The organism is Streptomyces oryzae, assembly GCF_017676365.1.
Taxonomy (GTDB): domain Bacteria; phylum Actinomycetota; class Actinomycetes; order Streptomycetales; family Streptomycetaceae; genus Streptomyces; species Streptomyces oryzae.
In genome coordinates this window covers 19,764-41,253 of the sequence record NZ_JADKMA010000043.1, presented here as the reverse complement: position 1 = coordinate 41,253, position 21,490 = coordinate 19,764, and the positions used below count along the sequence as shown (strand labels likewise).

Genomic DNA, 21,490 nt, shown 5'->3' with positions numbered 1-21,490 from the left:
GTGTCGGGTGCCATGGTGTTCCCCTTTCCTGCTGCTCGGGTGCCTGCGCCGGAGCTCCTCCGCCCCGGCATCGGCGGCATCCACGAGCCTCCGGCCGGCCGCCGACAGACCGCCGACAAGGCGCCGACGTCCCCCTGCAACCCGCCAACACCCCGCCTACAGGCGCCCGACAGCCGCAAAGCCCATGCGGCCTGCGCACCCCGCGACCGAGGACCGACGGGCCCCGAAGCGGCGCCGGTACTGTTCCGCCGGCCGAGCCTTGGCACTCATGCCGCCGGGGGCGCGTGGCGGGGCGCTGCGCAGGAACTGCGCGCGGGGGTGTCACTCGCGAGCGTTCGGATCCCAGCAGGCAAGGACGTCCTCCCACTCGCCGCACTCCTGGGGGTCGCCGCGCCATACGCCGAGCCGCCGGTGTGCCGTGGCGACGTCCCGCAGCCACACCGTCGCGTCGGGCACCCAGCCGGCGAGCATGGTGTAGCCGTCGTGGACGGGCTGGGCCAGGCCGCAGGACGCCAGGCAGCCGCCGACGGTGACGTGCACCCCGTCGTACCGCTCGGCCACGGCCTCCCAGTCGGGCAGATACCAGGGGCCGTCCACGTCGCCCCAGTTGCGCCACTCGCCGTCGTGGGTCCCCGACACGTCGCGGGGGAAGCGGGTCACCAGTTCCAGCCAGTCGTGGGGGCTGCGGATCTCCGCCACCCGGGCGCGGGGGTCGATCGTGAGGCTGCCGACCGTCCCCGTGGCCTCCTCGAAGGGGGTGAACGTGTCGATGAAGTGGCCCAGTTCGAGTGCGGGCAGCCCGCCCCGTGTACCGGTCGTCCAGGTGCCTTCCGCGAAGTCGGGCGCCGACCACCAGATCGCGCCCAGATCGCGCTCGCCCGGGCGCGGGCGGCGACGCCTGCCCCGCTCATTGGCGGAGCGCTCACGTGCCATGTCGCGCCGCATGGCCTCCTCGACGTCGGCCAGCCCTCCCCAGGCGCCGGTGCTGTCCGCATCCCGGTCCGTGCCCGTCCAGATCAGCTGCCGCTGGTCCGAGCGGTCGACCGGGTCCCACCACCAGGCGGCCGCGGGTGCGGCGGCGAGCGCGGCGGCGACCGGCCGCAGCTCCTCGGCCGCGAGCGCGGTGAGCCCCCACAACGCCGGATCGCCACCGCCGAAGCCGAACCCCTCGGCGACGCCGGACAGCTGCTCCATCAGCGCGGCCTCGGACGTCTCCCCCAGGCCACACCACTCGCCCCGGCCGACCACCGCCCGCAGCGCGGCCCGTGCCTCCCCGGCCGGCACATCGCGCCAGCCCCGGCGCTTGCGTCGGCGAACGGTGCGGGTGCGCGGCTTGGAGCCGGGTCCGTCGTCCTCGATCACGATCGTCGACGTCCCCGGCACGTCTCCCAGGCCGAGCTCGGCGAACAGGGTGTGCTCCAGGGCGAAGTCGACGAACGTGCCCAGGAAGTCCCGCCCGAGCGGGGCACCCAGGAGCAGGTCGGTGCGCTCGGCGATGGTCGGTGCCGCGGCTTGCCGGTTCACGTCGTCGTCCACGGCACCACCCTAGGGACGGCCCGGAGCGCACCGCGAACGGAATTTCCGGGCCCCTGGGCCGCGTTGCTCCTGGCCCCCGTTGTCCCTGGCCCCTATTGCTCCTGGCTCCCTTGCCGGTGCAGTGAGCCGGCCAGCCCCCGCGCCGCGTAGTAGTGGGTCAGCACGGCCTCGGCGCCGGAGCCTTCGGCGGTGACGATGCGCTGGTGGCGGGCCGAGCGGAGGTCGCCGGCGACGAGGACACGGGGATGCTGGGCGGCGGGTGGGCAGTAGCCGTCGGGGCCCGGGACGAGATCGCCGTCGAGGGGGGCGGGCGCCGAGCCGATGTTGCCGAACAGCGCGTGCGCGGTGACCTCATGGGTCGCACCGTCGGTACGCCGGGCCACCACGCGCCAACCGCCTTCGTGCGGGCTCAGGGTGACGTGGTCGACTTCGTGCAGCCGCACCCTGGCGTCGGCGGCCACCTCCGCCGTCTTGTAGGCGTCGCCGGGTGGATGCAGCACGTCGAGGCGTACGGCGGCGTCCGGGTGGGCCCGCAGCCAGGTGCCGAGCGGGCGGTCGGCGCCGAGCACCACGGCCGGGCTCCCCCGCCCGACGTCCTCGGGGCTCGCGCGCCACAGCGGCGGTGGGCGCAGTGCCTCCGGTGCGTCGATCCACGGCACGTCGCCGGGGGTCAGCGCCGTGACGCCGGTGGCCACCACCACCGCGCTCGCAGCGAGCGTACGGCCGTCGTCCAGCACCGTCTCAGCGCGGTCCTCGTGACCACGCACCCGTACGGCGCGCGCACCGACAACCGAGCACCGGCCGGCCTCCTGCAGCCGCGCGACATCCGTGACCAGCGCCTCGGCCAGAGCGACGCCCTCGGTCCTGCCTCCGGGGACGTTCTCCAGCGCGCCGATCTCCCACACCTTGCCGCCGACCCGGTCGGCCTCGACCAGGACGGTGCGCAGGCCGAGGCTCCCGGCCATCAGCACCGCCGCGACACCCGCGGGCCCTCCGCCGACGACGACCAGTTCCGCCTCCACGCGCGACTCCCCGGTGTCCGAATCCACTGCTTCCCCGGCCTCCACGATGGCACGATGCCGAGGCCGACGGCTCCCGACGGTCCCGGCCGCGCGGGTCAACGGCCGCGGGGGACAATGAGGTGTGATCGAGGACGACCCGTATCTGTGGCTGGAAGAGATCGAGGGCGAAGCCGCGCTCGCCTGGGTGGCGGAGCGGAACGCGGAGACCGAGGCGGAGCTGACCGCCGATCCCGGGTTCGAGGAGCTGCGGAAGGAGACACGGGAAGTCCTGAGCGACCCCGCACGCATTCCGTACGTCGTACGACGCGGACCGCACCTGTACAACTTCTGGCGCGATGCCGCCCACCTCAGGGGCGTATGGCGGCGGACCACCCTGGACGAGTACCGCCGCCCGGACCCGCGCTGGGAGACGGTGCTCGACGTGGACGCGCTGGCCGCCGCGGAGGACGTGCCCTGGGTGTGGTCGGGCGCTTCGGTGCTGCGGCCCGGCCACAGGCGGGCGCTGGTGAAGCTGTCGCGGGACGGGGCCGATGCCACGGTCGTGCGGGAGTTCGACGTGGAAGAGCGCGCTTTCGTGCCGGACGACGAGGGCGCCTTCCGGCTGCCCGAGGCCAAGAGCTCGGTCAGCTGGATCGACAAGGACCAGCTCTTCGTGGGTACCGACACCGGGCCGGGCTCGCTGACCGCCTCCGGCTATCCCCGCACGGTGCGGCGCTGGCGGCGCGGTACGCCGCTCGCCGAGGCGCCGGTCGTCTTCGAGGGGCGGGAAGCGGATGTGTCCGTCGCCACCTGGCACGATCCAGCGCCCGGGTTCGAGCGGGACCTTGCCGTCCGGCACCGGGACTTCTGGCACAGCGAGTACTTTCTGCTCCCGCCCGGAGCACCGCCGGTACGGATCGAGGTGCCGGACGACGCGGAGGCGACGGTGCACCGGGAGTGGCTGCTGGTCCAGCTGCGCTCCCCCTGGCTGGGCAGGCCCGCGGGAGCGCTGCTGGCGTTCGTCTTCGAGGACTTCCTGCGCGGGGAGCGGGCGCACGAGGTGCTGTTCGTCCCCGATGAGCGCACCGTCCTCGAGAGCTGGGCCACTACGCGCCGCCGCGTGGTCCTGGAGACCCTCACCGATGTCTCCTCCCGGCTGCATCTGCTCACCCCGACCACCGGCGGCGGCTGGGCGCGCAGCCCGCTGGGTGAGGTTCCGCCGCTGTCCACGGCCACGGTGGCCGCGACCGCACCGGACGAGGACGAGGAGGACGAGAACGCGGAGGAGGTGCTGTTCGACGTCAGCGGATTCCTCCAGCCCGCCACTCTGCGCCGCGCGGTGGCCGACGCGCCGGGCGACCCGGAGACGCTGAAGCAGGCGCCGGACCGGTTCGCCGCCGAGGGGCTGGCGGTGCGGCAGCACTTCGCCGTCTCGGCGGACGGAACCCGCGTCCCGTACTTCGTCGTCGGCCCGGAGCGGCCGGAGGGGCCCGCGCCTACGCTGCTGTACGGCTACGGGGGGTTCGAGGTGTCCCTCACCCCGTCCTACTCGGCGGTGACCGGCAGGGCGTGGCTGCAGCGCGGCGGCACCTATGTGGTGGCGAACATCCGGGGCGGCGGGGAGTACGGTCCGGCATGGCACCGGGCGGCGCTCGGCGCCGACCGGGACCGCGCCTTCGAGGACTTCGCCGCCGTCGCCCGCGATCTGGCCGCGCGGGGCATCACCGCTCCGGACCGGCTCGGCATCTCCGGCGGCAGCAACGGCGGTCTGCTGATGGGCGTCATGCTCACCCGCTGCCCCGGACTCTTCGGGGCGGTGGTCGCGGAGGTACCGCTGCTGGACATGCTCCGCTTCCACCGGCTGCTCGCGGGTTCGTCCTGGATGGCCGAGTACGGCGATCCGGAGAACCCCGCGGACCGTGCGCATCTGCTCCGCCTGTCGCCCTACCACAACGTGAGGGCCGGGCACGGCTGCCCGCCGCTGCTGCTGACGACCTCCACCCGGGACGACCGCGTCCATCCGGGCCATGCCCGGAAGATGGCCGCCCGGATGCGCGAACTGGGGCTTCCTGTCCGCTACTTCGAGAACACCGGCGGCGGCCACGCCGGTGCCGCCGATCACGAACAGGCCGCATACGTCGAAGCCCTGGTCCACACCTTCCTCTGGCGAACCCTGAGCGAGGAGGGCCGGGTACCGCACTAGCACCCCGAGAGGGATCACCCGAGATGGGCGGCCAGAGCCTCACGAAGGGCGGCGGGGTCGGGCGATTCGGCAGCCCAGGCGACATAACCGTCGGGCCGCACCAGAAGAGTGGTCCGCCGCTCGCTCGCCCAGTGCTCGACGGCCAGCCGGTCGCCGAAGCCCTCCACAGGCACCGCTGGACCCGCCTTGGGCGTGACCAGCACGAAGCCGCCGCCCCGCAGCGCTTCGTAGAGCCTGCCGTCACCGGCCAGCCGGACGTCCGGAACCCGCTCGCCGGTGAGGCGGTGGGCGCCGCGCGGAGCCGGGTAGCGGTACCCGATCCCGGTGATCTGCCCCGCAGCCGCGCGCCGGGCAGGGCCGACGGTGTTGAGGAACGTGGTGAGCGCCGCGCGCAGCGCACGCGTCCAGGGGGTCTTCGCCATGGCGAGCCGGACGATGCCGCCGCTGCTGCGCAGCACGGACTTGCCGATGGGGTGGCGTTCGGCCTGGTACGTGTCGAGGAGTTCGTCCCCCGCGTGGCCGCCGATGACCTGGGCCAGCTTCCAGCTGAGGTTCGCCGCGTCCTGCAGCCCGGTGTTCATGCCCTGGCCGCCGGCCGGGGTGTGCACGTGGGCGGCGTCGCCGGCGAGGAAGACCCGGCCCACGCGGTAGGCGGGAGCCTGGCGTTCGTCGCTGTGGAAGCGGGACATCCAGCGCGCTTCGTGCATACCGAAGTCGCGGCCGAGGGCGAGCCGGGTGATCTCCCTGACCTCGTCGAGGTCGAGCGGTTCGTGGTCGGGGACGTCGCGGCCGCGGTGCCAGCCGATGACGCGGTAGTAGCCGTCGCCGAAGGGTGCGATGAAGGCGAAGGCGTCGCCGACGGCGTTGACGGTCAGCAGTGACTCGGGCTTCTCGGCGAGCAGGACGTCGGCGAGGACGACGGACCGGATGACGGAGCGCCCGGGGAAGGGCAGTCCGACGGCCTCGCGTACGGCGCTGCGCATGCCGTCGGTGCCGACCACGTAGCCGGCCCGCAGGGTTGCGGATGCTCCGGCGGGGTCGCGGACCTCGACGGTGACGCCGTCCGCTTCCTGGTGCAGCGCGGTCAGCTCCGTCTCGTACCGGAAGTCGACGCCGGCGTCCACGGCGCGCCGGCGGAGCGCCTTTTCGACCTCGTACTGCGGGATGACGAGGAGGTGGTTGAAGCGGCTGGGGAGCGTGTCGAGTGCGACGGTCAGCCGGCCGAACAGCCGCAGCCGGTCCAGCGGCCGGCCGAGCGCCTCCAGGTCGTCGGCGAGGGAGCGGGCGTCGAGCAGTTCGAGGGTGCGGGCGTGCAGCGTGAAGGCGCGGGAGAGGTTGCTGATCTGCTCCCGGCGCTTTTCGAGCAGGGTGACCGGGACACCGGCGGCGGCGAGGTCACCGGCGAGGAGGAGACCGGCGGGGCCTGCGCCGACGACGATCACGGAGGGGGTGGAGCCGGGGGTGTCAGGTGTGTTCGGGGTGCCGGTGGTGCCGCTCATCAGGGCCTCCTGGGGCTGCCAACAGTCGTTGGCCAACGGATGTTGACCGCGCATCAGCAACGGTAGAGCTCACCGGAATCCGGCGTCAACACTTGTTGGCCAACACTTGTTGACTTACGCTCATGGGCGTGACCGAAAGCAACGACTCCACCCCGCCCCCGCGCCGCTCGGACGCATCCCGCGCCGCCATCCTCGACGCCGCCCGCGAGCGCTTCGCCGCCGATGGCTACGAGCGGGCGACCATCCGCGCCATCGCCAAGGACGCCGGTATCGACCCGTCCATGGTGATGCGCTACTACGGCAACAAGGAGGGACTCTTCGCCGCGGCCGTGACCGTCGACCTCGAACTGCCGGAATTCGGGGATCTGCCGCCGGAGGAGATCGGCCGGGCCGTGGTGACGCACTTCCTCCGCATGTGGGAGGGGAACGGGGTGCTCACGGCCCTGCTCCGGGTCGGTGCGACCAACGAGGCCGGGGCCCGGCGCATGCAGAGCGTCTTCCAGGGACAGCTGCTCCCCGTCCTCCGGAAGGTGGCCCCCGACCCGGCGGAGGCTCCCGTCCGGGCAGGACTGGCCGCCGGTCAGCTGCTGGGACTCGCCCTGACCCGCTACGTACTGCGCTTCCCGCCGGCCGTCGAACTGAGCAGGGAGGAGATCGTCGCGTGGCTGGGTCCGACGCTGCAGCGGTATCTGACGGCGCCGCAGCCGTAGCTCCGCCTGACGGTCAGCGGCGTGCGCACCCGGACCCGGCGCCGCGGCGGCGGGATCGCGGCTCCGCCACCACTACGGCGCCCCGCGCCGCCACCGCTACGACGCCTGGCGCCGCCCCGCCTCGGCCGCCCGGCCATCGCCGGCCAGCAGTTCCGCTGCGGCCACTCCGGATGCGGCACTCGCGCCGTGGGTGAAGATCTGCGGCGCACCGGCGGTGACGGCGCCCGGCAGTCCCATCTCCACGACGATGGCGTCCGGCCGCGCTGCGGTGAGCCCTGCCACGGCGCTGCTCATCCACGCGTGCCGGGCGGCGTCCCGCACGACCACGACGAGCGGGCGCCCCGCTGCGGGCGCCAGAGCGCAGCTGTCCAACGTCGCGGCCCCTGTGCGCAGTTCGTCGCCGTGCAGCCGGACGGAGGTCACCTCCGGCATCCGCTCCCGCAGCGGAGCGGCGAGCCCCCACGGCGTCTCGTCGCCGACGGCCGGGTTCGTGGCCGCCGCCAGCTCCACCACGTGCGGCGCCGCGGCCAGCGGCAGCGCGTCCCGTACGGCGCCGGTGAGCCGCAGCGCACGGCGAGCGGCGACGTAACCGATGTCCCGGCCGGCTTCGCGCGCGGGAACGGCCGCCCGCAGCGCCGCCGACCAGTCGGCGAACTCCCCCACCCGCCCGGCGGCTTCAGCCAGCCGTTCCATGGCGAGCTGCCCGCCGGCCACGGCATCGGCGAGTGCGGTGACCAGCGCGTCGACGGTGTCCTCCCCGGCGCTCTCCCCGCCGACGCAGACCGCGTCCACCCCGGCGGCGACGGCCCTCACGGTGGCGCCGCCGATCCCGTACGGCCGGGAGACGGCGCCCATTTCGATGGCGTCGCTGACGATCAGGCCGTCGAAGCCCAGCTCCTCACGGAGCACTCCCTGGAGCACGGTCCGGCTGAGCGTGGCGGGGAGCCCGGGGTCGAGGGCCGGAACCAGCAGGTGCCCGCTCATGACCGCGCGGACGCCCGCCGCCACCGCGGCCCGGAACGGCGGGAGGGCCTGCGCGGCGATCTCCTCCCTGCCGGCGCCGTAGGCGGGCAGATCGTGGTGCGAGTCGACGGCCACGTCGCCGTGCCCGGGGAAGTGCTTGGCGCAGGCGGCGACTCCGGACGACTGGAGCCCACGGATCCAGGCGGCGGTGTGCCGGGAGACCAGTTCAGGTGTGGCGCCGAAGGACCGGACCCCGATGACCGGGTTGCCGGGGTTGGAGTTGACGTCGGCGCTGGGCGCGTAGTCGAGGCCGATTCCGCAGGCGCGCAGTTGACCGCCGAGGTCGGCGGCGACGGCCTCGGTCAGCTCCGGGTCGTCGACCGCACCCAGGGCGAAGTTGCCTGGCCGGGTCGAACCGGTGGCCGACTCGATCCTGGTGACGTCTCCCGCCTCCTCGTCGATCGCGATGACGAGCGCGGGGTTCTCCGCGCGGAGCTGCGCCGTCAGCCGGGCTACCTGGCCGGGCGAGACGATGTTGCGGGAGAAGAGCACGACGGACGCCAGCCCTTCGCCGATGTCGCGCAGCACCCAGTCGGGTGCCTCGGTGCCCACGAAGCCCGGCTGGAGTACGGAGAGCGCGAGCCGTCGCAGCTCGCCGCTGTGCTTCGTGGCTGACCTCGGCTTGAGGGGCATCGACCGCGCCTTTCGGTGGGACCGGTACGTCGGTGACGGCAATCGCGGAGCCTTGATTGCGAGCCTCCGCAGCACCGAACTTGGTACAGACCAGCGAGCGTACGGGCCCAGCGTAACCCCCGCATCCCCCACCCGGACCTGGATTGCGGGGAGTTGACATTCTCTTTGGTCTAGTCCAAATATGGTGGGACGCGAGTCAACGGAGGGGCGTGTGTGGCACGCGTTCCGTTCTTGGCGGGCGCGAGTGCACAGCGCCGCGCCACGCTTCCTCCGCAGCCCTCACCACGAGGGCCGGCCCGCGACCCCGCGCCGCGACCCGGACGCGGATTCCGCGCCCCGCCCCGGACGCGAGCAGCGCCCCGCCCTCCGTGCGCGACCGAACGCCCGCGCCCACACAGCCACCCCCGGTACAGCACCGCCCACACCCCCACCCCCACATCCACCGTTCGTTACCGACTGCCGCTCCCTGGCCCGGGGCGCAGTGAGCACCTGGAGCAGCACATGGCGACGTCCGACCGCTCTCTCCACCGAGCCGCCTCGCACATTCCCTACTTCAGTGCGGACGGCGACACGTATCTGGCCCCGACGCCACTGCGTGACCTCCGCAAGACCCGCCCGCTGCGCGTGCTGTCCCAGGAGCAGTTCTCCTTCTGGCAGAGCTACGGATACGTCGTCGTCAAGGAGGCGATCAGCGCCTCCGCCGCCCGGCGGCTGCTGGACTTCGCCTGGGAGTTCCAGGGGCTCGACCCCGGCCACCCGGAGAGCTGGTACGAGGCGCGGGAGTTCCGCTCCGACCTCGAACGGGAGCTGCACATCTACGGGTTCGTCGAGGCGTACCACCACCAGCTCATCTGGGACAGCCGCCAGACCCGGCGGGTCTACGACGCCTTCGTGGACGTATGGGACTGCGAAGAACTGTGGGTCACCCTCGACCGGCTCAACCTCAACCCGCCCAACATCCGCACCCGCGACCGCTCTCTGATCGAACACCGGGAGCGCGGCTTCGACATCGAACTGCACTGGGACATCGACACCTCGCTCAGCGCGCCGCCGCAGCGCGTGCAGGGCATCATCGCGCTCAACGACAGCGAGCCGGAGTTGGGCGGCTTCCAGTGCTGTCCCGAGCTCTTCCGGCAGTTCGACCACTGGAAGGCGCTCCAGCCCGCCGACCGCGACCCGATCAGGCCCGCGGTCGACCGGGAGGCGATGCCCGTCGTACGGCCCGAGCTGGAAGCCGGTGACCTGCTCATCTGGAACGGTCTGCTGGCGCACGGGGTGGCGCCGAACGCCTCGGCGGATGGCGTGCGTTCGGTGCAGTACCTGTCCATGATGCCCGCGCTGGAGACACACCGGACGCTGCGGCAGTCGCGGATCGACTCCTGGCGCCACCTCAGCACCCCCAACTGGAACGCGACGCTGGTCGGTGACGCCGACAGGCACGAGTCGCTGCGGTACGGGCCCGCCGAACTCACCGGACTCGGCGCCAGGCTGCTGGGACTGGAGTCCTGGCACGAGGAGTCCGCGCACGCCGAATCCGGGTGCCGGGAAGGCACCACAGTGGAACGGGCCGAGGCCACCGGGGAAGAGACATGCGCCGTATCTGCCTGACGCTTCCCACCAACCGGCCCTGTGCGGCGACGATATCGGCCGTCGGCGAGGAAGCGGTCTACGCCGTCGAGCATTTCGACAACGATGTCGAGCTGCTGATCCTGGACTCCTGTACGCCATCGGTGTTCGCCGAGCACGCCGAGACGGTCCGGCGACTGCCTTCCTCTCCCCGCGTCACGGTGCGCCATCTCGACGAGGCACAGCAGCGCGACTTCCTCCGGCGGGTGACCGAACGCACCGCCTGCGCCAAGCCCGGACTGCTGCGCGACCTACTGCTGCCGGACGGCCTCTCCTACGGGGCCTGCACCAACCGGGCCTTCCTGATCGCGGCAGCGCTCGGCTGCGAGTCCGTCCACCGCAGGGACTCCGACAGCCGCTATCAGACCGTGGACGGCCGCCCGGTCTTCCCCGTACACCACGAGTTGAGGTCGCTCGGCAGGCGCGCCGCCGACGCCGTACCCGTCGTCAGTGAGACCGCGCTGGCCGAGCGGCACCTGGGACGGCGGGTCGCGATGGTGGGCAGCTCGTTCATAGGCGAACTCTCCGTGGACATCGGCGAGATCCTGGACACCGACCCCGAGGTCTATCGGGACGTCGTCGGCCTCTGGGCGCCTGCGGCCTGGTCCCCCGAAGCGAAGCGGAAGCTGGCGGACGAGTCGTTCCGTGGCGCGGGCACGCAGCCGTTCACGCGCGACCACTCGCTGCTGACGCTGGTCGACCCGATGTGGGTGGACATGTGCAACATCAGCTTCCACGGCGTACACGAACGGGTGCCGCTGCCGCCCGCGCGGGACACCATCGGCAGCGACTACTTCCTCTTCCACCTGATCCACCACGCCGCACTCCCCGGCGTGGTGCACAACCGGAACATCGTCAACTACTACACCCCGGACCGCAGAACCGACCCGGGCTTCATGGCCTACCAGACGCGCTTCGCCAAGTTCCTGCTGTCGATGCGCTACTTCCACTTCCTCTACGACGAGCTGGCCCGGGCCGGCGAGACCCTGCTGGACGACCAAGGGCTGCCCCGCGCTTCCACCGTCGCCGCGTACGCGGGCGAAGCCACCCGGCTCGACCAGCGGGAGAACGTCGAGCGGCTGGACACGCTGGATGCCGCCTACCGACGGCTGGGCGGCCGCTACACCGCCTTCGCCGACCAACTGGCCGCCCGCCGGGAGCGCCTGCTGGACGAGGCCCGCAGCGACATCGCGGACTTCGCGCTGCTGGCCGAGGCATGGGAGGAGCTGATGGCCGCGGCCCGGACCACACCTCTGAACCCGCCACCCTGCGGGGTGAGCCGATGATGAGCGCAGGCGGCGTACGTACCGGGCCGCGCGGGCGGGGCAGGGGCGAAACGGCGGGCGGCATGGGGGCCGAGGGCGGCAGCCCCGGGGCCGAGGACGCAGGACCGGGGCTCAGTACGTCACTTGCCGAGGGGCTGGCCGCGGTGGGCGGGGACCGGATCGTCCTCGACCTGGCGGGCATCGAGCAGCGCTACGAGGCGCTGTGCCGGGAACTGCCCGGGGTCCGGGTGCGGTTCGCCATGAAGGCGTGTCCGGTGGGCGAAGTGCTGGCCGCGCTGGGGCGCAGGGGTGCCGGGATCGATGCGGCGAGTCCGGGTGAGGCGGAGCAGGCGCTGGGGGCGGGGATACCGGTTTCCCGTATGCACTACGGCAACACCGTCAAGTCCGACCGGGACATCGCGGCCGCATACCGGCTGGGCATCCGGGACTTCGCGACCGACAGTCTGGAGGACGTGGCGGCCCTCGCAGCGCACGCGCCCGGGGCCCGCGTCTTCTGCCGGGTGGCGACCAGCGGCGAGGGCGCCGTGTGGGGTCTGCGCGACAAGTTCGGGTGCCGGCCGGCTGAGGCGCCACGGGTGCTGGAGCGGGCCCGGGAGGGTGGGCTGGTCCCCTCGGGCCTGTCCGTACACGTCGGCTCCCAGCAGCTGACACCCGAGGCATGGCACAGCGCGCTGGAGCGGCTGGGCGGTGTGCTGCGGGCCCTGGTGCGCCGCGGGATACGCCCGGACCAGATCAACCTCGGCGGCGGCCTGCCCGCGCTCGGCTATCTCGACCGGCGCGGACATCCCCTCCGTCCGCCCCTCGAGCAGATGTTCGCGGTGATCCGGAAGGGGATGGCGAGCCTGCGCCGGATCCACGGCGGCCCTCTGGAGTTCGTCATGGAACCGGGACGGCACCTCGTCGCCGACCACGGGGCAATCCGGGCGCACGTCGTCCGGCTCGCGGAGCGGCGGAGGCCGGACGGCCAGCTGCAGCACTGGCTGTATCTGAGTTGCGGCAAGTTCAACGGCCTGTACGAGATGGACGCGCTGCAGTACCGGCTGGTGTTTCCGGGCCACACCGAGGGCCCGTACGTCCCGGCCGTCCTCGCGGGCCCCACGTGCGACAGCGACGACGCCTACTCTTCCGAGCACGCTCTGGTCCCGGTGCCCAGGGCGCTGGCGTCAGGCGACCCGGTGTGGGTGCTGTCCTGCGGCGCGTACGCGGTCAGCTATACGGCGCGCGGGTTCAACGGCTTCACCCCGCTGCCGTACACCTGCACGGGATCGCACGGGCGACCCTGCGTGCCGACGGACGGGAGGGACGGCCGCGATGGGTGACGGCGTCCGTACCGAAGGTGCCGTTCGTACCGAAGGCGCCGTTGACGCCGAGGGAGCCGTTCGCGTTCGCCGTATCGCCGACGGCGACTGGGACGCCATCGTCGAGCTGGAGCGCGACGCCTACGCCGGGCTGGGCCTCTCGGAGGGGCGGGCGGCGCTGCAGTCCCGGGCGTGCACCTCGCCGGGGACGTGCTTCGCGCTGGATGTCGGCTTCCGGACGGCGGGCTATGTGCTCGCGCTGCCCTACCCGGCGTTCCGCTACCCGGACCTGGAGCGCGCTGAGAGCGCCGCCGCCCTCCCCGCTCTCACCGGCCCCCCGCAGAGCGCGGGCAATCTCCATCTGCACGACATCGTGATCGCCCGGCCCCTACGGCGGAGGGGTCTGGCGCGGATTCTGCTGCACCGCCTCGTCCGTACCGCCCGGGCGCGCGGGGACGAGCGGATCTCGCTGGTGGCCGTCGGCGGCAGTGCGAGGTTCTGGTCGGCCCGCGGCTTCATGCCGTACCCGCACGTGCTTCCGGCAGACAGCGGCTACGGCACGGACGCGGTGTACATGTCCAAGCCGGTGCGCGGCGTGCCGGGCGCACTGTCCGGTCCGGGAAGCGCCCCGCTGTACGCCCCGCCCTTGCCGCACGAAGTGAGCTGATCCCCGTGTCTCCTGTAGTCCGCGATCTCGCCGCCCCCGCCCGCTTCGTCCGGGCCCGGTCGGCCATCGCCGCGCTGTTCTGCTCCCTCGGGTTCCAGTACGCCACCTGGGCCGCACAGATCCCGGCCATCAAGAAGGACCTGGGCCTGACCGCCGGGGAGGTGGGGATGCTGCTGATGGCGGCGGGGGTCGGCTCAGCGGTGTCGTTCCCCCTGGTGGCGGTGGCGATGAGAAGGCTGGGCTCACGGCGGCTCGCGCCGGCGTCGCAGCTGGGTCTGACGCTGCTGCTCCTCGCGCTGGCCGCGGCACCCAACTACCCCGTCGCCCTGCTGGTGATGTGCGTGGACGGGGTTCTCGTCGGCTGTCTGAACGTCGCGATGAACGCACAAGGAGCGGCGGCGCTGGAAGCCGGATACGCGCGGAACGCCATGGCCAGGCTGCACGCGACCTTCAGCGGCGGCTCGCTCCTAGCGGCGCTGCTCGCTTCCGGTGTGCGTACGCTGACCCCTTCGGTCGGGAGCCACTTCGCGGTGGCGGCCTGCGTGCTCGTGCTGCTGGGCGGCTACGCGCGCACCGGGCTGCTCCCGGACGACGATCCGGGCGAAGGACCCCGGAAGCAGGCCCGCGGCCGGTGGACCCTCCCCTCCCGGGTGACGCTGTGGATGTGCTGCGCCATGGTGTTCGGCACCATCGCCGAGGGCGCCATGAACGACTGGTCCACCCTCTATCTGCGGGAGATCGCCCAGGCGTCGGCCCGGACAGCGCCGCTGGGTATCGCCGTCGTCTCCGGCACGATGGTCCTCGCCCGGCTCTTCGCAGACGGCCGGCGCGCCCGCTGGGGCGATGGCCGGGTCGTCCTGCTGGGAAGCGCGCTCGCCGCCGCGGGGCTCGCCTTCGCCCTGGTGGGCGGCGGTGTGGTGACGGCACTTGTCGGCTTCGCCTGCGTTGGGCTGGGCATCGCCGCCGTCACCCCTTGCGTCTACGCCGCCGCGGCCAAGCAGGGCTCGGACACGCTGACGCTCGTCGCCGCCATGGGGACGACGGGCCTGCTCGCCGGTCCGCCGCTCATCGGCTTCGTCGCGGATGCGAGCAGTCTGGCCTGGGGGATGGCAGCCGTCGCCGCTTCGGCGGCCGTGGTGTCCCTGTGCAGCACCCGGATCCGCTGGACGCCGACGGGCGCGGCGGCACGCTGAGGCCGGTCAGCCGGAACCGGCCGCGCGTTCCGCCCGGTTGGTCGGACCGTTGCCCGTGGGGCGCAGCAGGAGCAGGGCGATGTCGTCGGTGGGCGGGGACGGCTGCGCGGTGGGCGCTGTGAGGGTGTCGGCGAGGTCTTCGAGGTTCTCGTCGGTGGCGTCGGCGAGCCTGCGGGCCAGCGCCGCGGTGGCCAGGCCGATGTCGGCTCCGGGGGCCTCCACGAGCCCGTCGGTGTAGAGGGCCAGCACACAGCCTGGTTCGAGGGGGACGACGGTGGTCGCGTAGTCGGTGTCGGGCTCGATACCGAGCAGCAGCCCGGGCGGCAGGCCGAGGATCTCGGTGCGGCCGTCGGGACGGCGCAGCAGTGGCGGAGGGTGCCCTGCTGAGGCGATCCGCACCTCCTGGCGTGACAGGTCGAGGTGTGCGTACAGGCAGCTGGTGAACAGGTCGGTGTCCAGGTCGATGAGGAGCCGGTTGGTCCGGGAAAGGATCTCGCCGGGTGCCGCGCCGGCAGTCGCATGGGTGTGGACGGCGGTACGCACCTGCCCCATGAGTGCGGCCGCCGTGGTGTTGTGTCCCTGGACGTCGCCGATGGCCGCGGCGGCGTCGGCGCGGTCGCAGCGGATCAGGTCGTAGAAGTCGCCGCCGATGTCCAGCCCCCGCCCCGCGGGCAGATAGCGGGCTGCCACTTCCAGGCCGGGGACGGCGGCCAGGCGGTGCGGGAGCAGACCGGTCTGCAGGCTGTGGGCCAGCTTCCGCTGGGTGTCGAAGAGCCTGGCCCGGTCCAGGGCCTGCGCGATCAGCCCGGCCAGCGAGGTGAGCAGGGCCCTTTCGGGGGAGGTGAAGGCGTGTGGCTGGTCGTAGGCGAGCACCAGGGTGCCGACGGCGTTGCCGGACACGGTCAGCGGCAGATACGCCCAGGCGGCCATTTGGTCGTGACGCAGAGCGGGCTCATAGGCCCGTTCGAGGTCCACGGGGTTCGCGAAGAAGGCCGGGACGCCCGTTGCCAGGACCCGCGCGGCCGGGTGGCCGGAGGAGAGGGGGACCGCGTCGTAGCGGCCCAGCAGTTCGGCCGGGTAGCCGCGGTGTCCCGCGACGCGGAGGCGGCCGTCTTCCACCGTCATCAGGGCCAGCGCGCCGGGGCCGAACGCGGGGACGAGCTGATCGGCCACCAGCTCTACCACCTCGTCCGCGCCCGCCGCCTCGCTGAGGACGGCCGCCAGATGCGTGAGGTGGTAGAGGGCTGTCGCACCTGCCGGCCGCTCAGCGCCCTCCGGGGCCCCCTGCGCTGTCTCGGGCCGGCCCTCGGTCGCGGCGAGGGTGATGTGGACGCTCACCCCGCCCGCGCCGGGGAAGAGCCGGAAGGACAGCCAGGTGTCGGGCGGTCGCCGGGCGGTGAACGTCGTCGGCTGCCGGGCGATCATGGCTGCCCGGTACCGGTCCTCGAACACCGGGTCGTGCAGCCAGGGCAGCGACTCCCACGGGCGGGTGCCCAGCAGCGTCGCCGCGTCCGCTCCCACCAGGTCGGCAGCGGCCGAGTTGAGGAAGTCGATCCGGCCCTCGAGATTCAGCGAGCAGCACCCCTCCGGAAAGCGTTCGGCGAACTCGAAGGCGGCCCTCGCCACGGCGGGGCCGGGCACACCCGGGCCCGGTGGGCGCAGCAGGCGCGGCTCGTCCCGCGGCAGCAGCGGCCGGCCGCTGTCGGCGGCCTGCCGGAGGAGACGGCCGACGTTGCGGCAGCTCGCCCCCAGTACGTGGCGTTCGCGGGGGCTCAGCTCCGGCGGATGTTCGGTCGACCACAGCAGGACGATGCCGCCCCGCGCCGCGGCGCCGATGACCACGGGGGCCGCGGCCAGCCGGAAGTCGTACGGCAGCACCAGGCCGACCCGCGGGTACTGACGGGCCATCTCCTCCTGGCTGGCCAGCCACACGATCCGCTGGTGCCGTATCGCGACCGCGACCGGAATGGGGGCGTCCAGCGGGATACGGGCCCATGGCGCCGCGATGCTGCGGGAGACCCCGGACACCACCGCGAGGCGGAGCACCTGTTCGCCGGGCGGCAGCAGATACACCAGCCCCATCGAGGCGCCGGTGGCCGCAATGACGTCGGTCAGCACCGCGTCGAGCTGCCCCCAGCCGGGGTCGTCCGGGCCGGCAGACCGCGCCGTACCGCTCACACCGTTCACGCCGCTCCCGAAGCCGGATCCAGGTGGGCCGCCGGCTGTCGGCAGCCCGGCAGCCGGCGGCCGGCGGCCGCGCGCGGTGTGCCGCCCGCCCACGGCCGCCGCTGGCCATGTTCCGGCACAGACCCGCTTACGCGGCGGCGGCACACCGACGGACGGCCAGGGTGACGGCACAGCGACCCGCATGCGGGCGGCCATGCCTTACCCGACGGATCCCCCGCACCCGTCGGGCAGGGGCGCCCCCTCCCCACGGGTGCTCCCACATTTCCGGGCACGTCCGGCGCGTTACGGCTGTTACCCGAGGTTACTTCCGGGCATTTGCGGGCCTGCCGTTTCAGCGGGCGCCGGGTGAGCACGCGTACTGCTGTTCCACGTCCAATTGGGCGTGCCCCACGAACACTTGGAGGACCACATGATCTCCCGGTCCAGATACCGCACCAGTCGTGCGGTCACCCTGGCCGCATCCGTTGTGCTGGCGGGTGCGGTCACCGCGCCCGCGGTGCAGGCGGCCCCGAAGGGCGAGGGAGGGCAGCCGCGGCACTGCACCCTCGACCTGGCCACTGGGGCCGAGCGCTGCTACGCCAGCTTCACCGAGGCCGTCGAACACGCCAGCGGCGGACGCATCGACGACGCTCCGGCCTCGGCCCGCGCAGCGGCGCACGACAGCGGGTTCCGCGCGGAGGCACGGTCGTTGGCGGCGGACGGCGGCTCGCAGGCGGACGGTGTCATCCAGGGCACCTTCTTCGACGATCCCGGCTTCGGCGGTGACTCGCTGACCGTCACCGGCGAGGGGCTGTGCGAGAAGGACGGCTGGGTGGATTACCAGTACGACCTGGAAGACGCCTGGAAGAACCGCATCTCCTCGGTACAGCCGTGGGGCGACTGCTGGATCTGGCTCTACCCGGAGCCCAATCTCGGCGGGGACAGGGACGGCCCGTTCAAGGAGAACACCTCCGACATCGGTTCCCTCATGAACGACCGCACCCAGTCCATCGGCTTCAGCTGATCCCCACGTCTGTGAACATCACACCTCTGTGAGGAGCAACCCCCCATGAACCAACGCCTCAGGTGGTCCGTACTGCTGGCCGCCCTAGTGACCGCGAGCAGCGCCGCCCTCACCCCCGGCGTGGCACAGGCCGACGACGACCCGCCCACCTCCAGGGAACTGCTCGACAAGTGCGACAACGGCACCGATGTCTGCGTCTTCCACCCCGACGGACCGCCCCGTGACTCGATGGGCGAGGCGCACCAGGTCGGCGACAGCGCCTACAACTGCACGCAGGACACGCAGCGCTCCACCGTCGGCTGGTCCGACACCACCGGCGAGTCCAACAGCCTGGGGGTCTCGCTGAGCGCCGAGTACGGCTTCTCCGAAGTCTTCAAGGTCAGCATCGAGACCAACTACCAGCACACCTGGGAGAGTTCACACACCGAGACGGACCAGACCAACGTGGACGTACGGCCCGGAGAGGTCGGCTGGGTGACGCGCGAGGCGCAGTTGCAGACCGTCAGCGGGAAGTACGAGCTGCACTTCCCCGACAAGTTCCACGGCCACTACATCTGGTACGTGCCGTTCGAGGCCACCGGCCCCAAGCCGGACGCGCCGAGCACCAAGACGCAGCACACCCGTGCGATGACCGAGGACGAGAAGGCCCAGCACTGCGGCTGAGGCCGCCCGCCCCCTGCCCACACCCGGCAGGGGGCGGTACCGCTGGGGGCGGCGTACCGCAGCCCGGGTGATCTTCGTAAGGTGCCTGCCACGCCGCGGGCCGGCGGAGGTATCCGTCCGTCATGACCGATCCCGAGCACTACGCTCTGGCCATGACGGGCGGATCCGCGCCGCACCCGCTCCACGCGCCACGGCCGGAGAGCGCTCACGCCGTGGCTCACCCGACTGCCGCGCCGCGCGACGAGACCGCCCCAGCGCCCTCCGCCACCTCCGGCCCCGTCAGCCCACGCGAGACGTAGGTCCGGGGGCGAACGCGAGCACCACGTTGTGCCCTCCGAATCCGCAGGAGTTGCTGACCGCCAGCCGGACGGACTGCGGCCGTGCGGCCCCGTGCACGATGTCCACGTCCTCCGTACCGGCGTCGGCTGCATGGAAGTTGGCGGTCGGCGGCACCGTCTGCCGCTGCACGGTCAGCACGGTCAGCGCGGCCTCCACGGCGCCCGCCGCGCCCATCGTATGGCCGATGACGCCCTTGGCGGAGGTGACGGCCGGGCCGTCGCTGCCGAAGAGCTCGCGCAGCACGGCTGCTTCGGTGCGGTCGTTGAGCGGGGTGCCGGTGCCGTGCGCGTTGACGTGGTCGACGTCGCCGGGAACGGCACCGGCCTGCTCCAGGGCCTGCCCGGTCGCGTCCCGCAGGCAGCGGCCGTCCGGCCGCGGCGCAACGGGGTGATGGGCGTCGTTCGTCGAGCCGTGCCCCGCGAGCAGCGCCCGCACGGGGGCGTGCCGCGCCGTCGCGTCCGCCGCCCGCTCCAGCACCAGCACACCGGCGCCTTCTCCGAGTACGAAGCCGTCCCGCGCGGCGTCGAAGGGGCGGGAGGCACCGGCCGGATCGCCGCCGCACCGGGAGAGTGCTCCAGCGCGGGCGAACGCCGTCGCGCACAACGGCGTCACCATCGCGTCGCTGCCGCCGGCCACGGCGATGTCGCACCCGTCACCGTCCAGCAGCATGGCGGCGGTGGCCAGCGCGGTCGCCCCGGAGGCGCAGGCAGTCGCGGTGTGCAGCACCGGTCCGTGTACGCCCAGGTCGATGGCGAGCCGGCCCGCGGCCATGTTGGGCAGGAAGGCGGGCAGCGCGAGCGGGGAGACCGCGCGGTGCCCGGTGGTGAGCAGCCTGTGGTGCTGTCCCTCGTAGCTGCCGACCCCGCCCGCGGCGGAGCCCAGCACCACCGCGACGCGCGCACCGTTCCAGCTGTGCGGATCCAGGGCGGCGTCCCGCACCGCTTCGCGGGCCGCCGCCAGGGCGAACTGGGTGAACCTGTCGTAGCGCCACGGCTGCCCCCCTCCCCCATCCCGGCGCGGGCCGAACCCGGTCACCCGGCAGGACGTGCTGACCGGCGCCCCGGCCAGTTCCGGGTCGTCGGCGGCCGTCGGCCGGCCGGAGCACACCCGCTGCCAGGTCTCCTCGGTGCCCACGCCCGCCGGTGTCACCAGGCCGACGCCGGTGACGGCCACCGTCCGGCCGGTGCGGACGCCGGTCACTCCTCCCCCATCTGTCCCACGTGCTGTGTGCCGCCCAGCAGCTGATGCACCAGCGCGACGACATCCTCCGGTGTGGCCTCGCCGGTGACCGCGTCGTCCGGTGCGCCGGTGCCGTAGTGCTCCTGGACGGTGACGAGGAGTTCGGTGACGGCCAGCGAGTCCAGGCCCAGTTCGGTGAGGGTCACCCCGGGCCGGAGGTCGTCGGAGGGCACTTCGAACTTGTCGGTGAGCACGGTGTTCACGTAGTCCTGGACAGGGTCCATGGGTCTGCCTCTCGTTGCTGTTGCTGTTGCTGTGGCTGTTGCTTTCGCTGTTGCCGTTGCTGTCGGTCCGGGCTCGGGGAATTGGCGCGGGGCCGCGCCGCCGGCCAGGTCAGGGCGACCGACCCCCAGGTGAGTCCGCCGCCGAAGGCGGTCAGCACGGTGGGGGTGCCCGGGGGCACCAGATCGCGGGCCGCGGTGTCGGCCAGGGCCAGGGGTACGGAGGCGGCAGCGGTGTTGCCGACGTCGCGGATGTTGCCGTACCGGTGCCGGGGCTCGACGCCGAGCCGGTCGCCGACCGTGTCCAGGATGCGCTGGTTGGCCTGGTGACCGATGAACGCGCCGAGCTCCGAAGGCTCCCAGCCGGCCCGGCGCAGCGCCGTACGTGACGACTCCGTCATCCGGCGCACCGCGTGGGCGTAGACCTCGCGTCCGCGCATCCGCAGGAACCGCTCGTCGCGTGGCGGCGGCGCTTCCGCAACGGGTGTGCCGGCACCGCCTGCGGCGATGGCGATCAGGTCGCTTCCCGAGCCGTCCGCGCCGAGGTCCCAGGCGAGCACCTCGCCGGGCTCCCCGTGGTCCCCGGCGCGCAGCAGCACGGCCCCCGCACCGTCACCGAAGACCACGGCGGTGTCCCGGTCCCGCGGGTCGACGATGCGCGAGTAGGTCTCGGCGCCGACGACCAGCGGGCGAGCGCACACCCCGGAGCCGACCAGTCCGGCGGCAACCGTCATGGCGTACAAGAAGCCCGAGCAGACGGCGCCCAGGTCGAAGGCGGCGATGGTGCCAAGACCCAGGCGGTGTGCCACCTCGGGTGCGGTGGCGGGACAGCGCCGGTCCGGTGTCGTGGTGGCCAGGAGCAGCATGTCGGGGCGGGCTCCCGCCGGGGACTCCAGCGCGGCGCGCGCCGCCGCCGTTGCCAGGTCGCCGGTGGCGATGCCGGGCGCTGCCCGGCGGCGGTGGGCAATGCCCGTACGCGAGCGGATCCAGGAGTCGCTGGTGGCGAGGGCGCCGTCCTGCGCCACGTCCGCGTTGCTCCGCACCTGCGGCGGGAGCGAGGCGCCGATGCCGCACACCACGGCGGCGCGCCCGTCACGCTGAACGTCCGGGCTGCCCGGGTCGGGCGGGATGGCAAGGCTGGCCGGGTTGGTCGGAGTCATCGC

General features: G+C 73.1%; 17 protein-coding genes. 9 read left to right on the top strand and 8 right to left on the bottom strand.

The window, feature by feature from the left end:
• Positions 1–321 precede the first annotated feature (321 nt).
• Positions 322–1,536 (bottom strand): hypothetical protein, encoded by a 1,215-nt coding sequence (locus ITI46_RS11165; RefSeq protein WP_209239313.1) that lies wholly within the window; start codon positions 1,534–1,536, stop codon positions 322–324.
• 92 nt (positions 1,537–1,628) lie between these two features.
• Complete coding sequence (locus ITI46_RS11160) at positions 1,629–2,558, bottom strand: FAD-dependent oxidoreductase (RefSeq protein ID WP_209239319.1); 930 nt, start codon at positions 2,556–2,558, stop codon at positions 1,629–1,631.
• Between the two features lie 121 nt (positions 2,559–2,679).
• On the opposite strand from ITI46_RS11160, the gene ITI46_RS11155 reads away from it, so the two are divergent.
• A complete protein-coding gene (locus ITI46_RS11155) occupies positions 2,680–4,740 on the top strand; it encodes a prolyl oligopeptidase family serine peptidase (protein WP_209239312.1) in 2,061 nt (686 codons plus the stop codon).
• Positions 4,741–4,754: 14 nt separating this feature from the next.
• Here ITI46_RS11155 and ITI46_RS11150 read toward each other — a convergent pair whose 3' ends face one another.
• Positions 4,755–6,239, bottom strand: a complete 1,485-nt coding sequence (locus ITI46_RS11150) for an FAD-dependent monooxygenase (protein ID WP_209239311.1) — start codon at positions 6,237–6,239, stop codon at positions 4,755–4,757.
• Positions 6,240–6,361: 122 nt separating this feature from the next.
• Between ITI46_RS11150 and ITI46_RS11145 the strand changes: the two genes are divergently transcribed.
• Positions 6,362–6,949, top strand: a complete 588-nt coding sequence (locus ITI46_RS11145) for a TetR/AcrR family transcriptional regulator (protein ID WP_209239310.1) — start codon at positions 6,362–6,364, stop codon at positions 6,947–6,949.
• Between the two features lie 96 nt (positions 6,950–7,045).
• On the opposite strand, the gene ITI46_RS11140 is transcribed toward ITI46_RS11145, so the two are convergent.
• Entirely contained in the window at positions 7,046–8,605 is a 1,560-nt protein-coding gene (locus ITI46_RS11140) for a glycoside hydrolase family 3 protein (RefSeq protein ID WP_209239309.1), read from the bottom strand.
• A 501-nt stretch (positions 8,606–9,106) separates the two neighbouring features.
• Between ITI46_RS11140 and ITI46_RS11135 the strand changes: the two genes are divergently transcribed.
• The 5 genes from ITI46_RS11135 to ITI46_RS11115 all read left to right on the top strand — a co-directional run bounded on the left by ITI46_RS11135 (position 9,107) and on the right by ITI46_RS11115 (position 14,675).
• Complete coding sequence (locus tag ITI46_RS11135; protein ID WP_209239308.1) at positions 9,107–10,213, top strand: phytanoyl-CoA dioxygenase family protein; 1,107 nt, start codon at positions 9,107–9,109, stop codon at positions 10,211–10,213.
• A complete protein-coding gene (locus ITI46_RS11130) occupies positions 10,195–11,517 on the top strand; it encodes a DUF6271 family protein (RefSeq protein WP_209239307.1) in 1,323 nt (440 codons plus the stop codon). The genes ITI46_RS11135 and ITI46_RS11130 overlap by 19 nt, the downstream gene beginning before the upstream one ends.
• 62 nt (positions 11,518–11,579) lie before the next feature.
• Positions 11,580–12,836: a type III PLP-dependent enzyme gene (locus tag ITI46_RS11125; protein WP_209239318.1), complete on the top strand. Its 1,257-nt coding sequence runs from the start codon at positions 11,580–11,582 to the stop codon at positions 12,834–12,836.
• Positions 12,829–13,482 carry a GNAT family N-acetyltransferase gene (locus tag ITI46_RS11120; RefSeq protein WP_209239306.1) on the top strand — a complete coding sequence of 218 codons (654 nt, stop codon included), beginning with the start codon at positions 12,829–12,831 and terminating at the stop codon, positions 13,480–13,482. Before ITI46_RS11125 ends, ITI46_RS11120 begins: the two co-directional genes overlap by 8 nt.
• Positions 13,483–13,487: 5 nt before the next feature.
• A complete protein-coding gene (locus tag ITI46_RS11115) occupies positions 13,488–14,675 on the top strand; it encodes an MFS transporter (RefSeq protein WP_209239305.1) in 1,188 nt (395 codons plus the stop codon).
• 6 nt (positions 14,676–14,681) lie between these two features.
• Here ITI46_RS11115 and ITI46_RS11110 read toward each other — a convergent pair whose 3' ends face one another.
• Positions 14,682–16,853, bottom strand: coding sequence for a SpoIIE family protein phosphatase (locus tag ITI46_RS11110; protein ID WP_372451905.1), 2,172 nt, complete (start codon positions 16,851–16,853; stop codon positions 14,682–14,684).
• Between the two features lie 418 nt (positions 16,854–17,271).
• Here ITI46_RS11110 and ITI46_RS11105 point away from each other — a divergent pair, with 418 nt between their 5' ends.
• Entirely contained in the window at positions 17,272–17,865 is a 594-nt protein-coding gene (locus tag ITI46_RS11105) for a hypothetical protein (RefSeq protein ID WP_209239304.1), read from the top strand.
• A 45-nt stretch (positions 17,866–17,910) separates the two neighbouring features.
• Positions 17,911–18,528, top strand: a complete 618-nt coding sequence (locus tag ITI46_RS11100) for a hypothetical protein (RefSeq protein WP_209239303.1) — start codon at positions 17,911–17,913, stop codon at positions 18,526–18,528.
• Positions 18,529–18,807: 279 nt separating this feature from the next.
• On the opposite strand, the gene ITI46_RS11095 is transcribed toward ITI46_RS11100, so the two are convergent.
• From ITI46_RS11095 to ITI46_RS11085, 3 genes are read right to left on the bottom strand one after another with little or no spacing between them, the layout of a single operon-like run.
• Positions 18,808–20,067 (bottom strand): beta-ketoacyl-[acyl-carrier-protein] synthase family protein, encoded by a 1,260-nt coding sequence (locus tag ITI46_RS11095; RefSeq protein WP_209239302.1) that lies wholly within the window; start codon positions 20,065–20,067, stop codon positions 18,808–18,810.
• Positions 20,064–20,330 carry an acyl carrier protein gene (locus tag ITI46_RS11090; RefSeq protein ID WP_209239301.1) on the bottom strand — a complete coding sequence of 89 codons (267 nt, stop codon included), beginning with the start codon at positions 20,328–20,330 and terminating at the stop codon, positions 20,064–20,066. Before ITI46_RS11090 ends, ITI46_RS11095 begins: the two co-directional genes overlap by 4 nt.
• Positions 20,306–21,487 (bottom strand): beta-ketoacyl-ACP synthase III, encoded by a 1,182-nt coding sequence (locus tag ITI46_RS11085; RefSeq protein WP_209239300.1) that lies wholly within the window; start codon positions 21,485–21,487, stop codon positions 20,306–20,308. Before ITI46_RS11085 ends, ITI46_RS11090 begins: the two co-directional genes overlap by 25 nt.
• Positions 21,488–21,490: the final 3 nt, after the last annotated feature.

Excerpts from the sequence above, each read along its gene's own strand:
- ITI46_RS11150 (WP_209239311.1), bottom strand. The coding sequence starts at position 6,239 with ATGAGCGGCACCACCGGCACCCCGAACACACCTGACACCCCCGGCTCC.
- ITI46_RS11145 (WP_209239310.1), top strand. The coding sequence starts at position 6,362 with ATGGGCGTGACCGAAAGCAACGACTCCACCCCGCCCCCGCGCCGCTCG.
- ITI46_RS11140 (WP_209239309.1), bottom strand. The coding sequence starts at position 8,605 with ATGCCCCTCAAGCCGAGGTCAGCCACGAAGCACAGCGGCGAGCTGCGA.
- ITI46_RS11135 (WP_209239308.1), top strand. The coding sequence starts at position 9,107 with ATGGCGACGTCCGACCGCTCTCTCCACCGAGCCGCCTCGCACATTCCC.
- ITI46_RS11130 (WP_209239307.1), top strand. The coding sequence starts at position 10,195 with ATGCGCCGTATCTGCCTGACGCTTCCCACCAACCGGCCCTGTGCGGCG.
- ITI46_RS11125 (WP_209239318.1), top strand. The coding sequence starts at position 11,580 with ATGGGGGCCGAGGGCGGCAGCCCCGGGGCCGAGGACGCAGGACCGGGG.
- ITI46_RS11120 (WP_209239306.1), top strand. The coding sequence starts at position 12,829 with ATGGGTGACGGCGTCCGTACCGAAGGTGCCGTTCGTACCGAAGGCGCC.
- ITI46_RS11105 (WP_209239304.1), top strand. The coding sequence starts at position 17,272 with ATGATCTCCCGGTCCAGATACCGCACCAGTCGTGCGGTCACCCTGGCC.
- ITI46_RS11100 (WP_209239303.1), top strand. The coding sequence starts at position 17,911 with ATGAACCAACGCCTCAGGTGGTCCGTACTGCTGGCCGCCCTAGTGACC.
- ITI46_RS11090 (WP_209239301.1), bottom strand. The coding sequence starts at position 20,330 with ATGGACCCTGTCCAGGACTACGTGAACACCGTGCTCACCGACAAGTTC.
- ITI46_RS11085 (WP_209239300.1), bottom strand. The coding sequence starts at position 21,487 with ATGACTCCGACCAACCCGGCCAGCCTTGCCATCCCGCCCGACCCGGGC.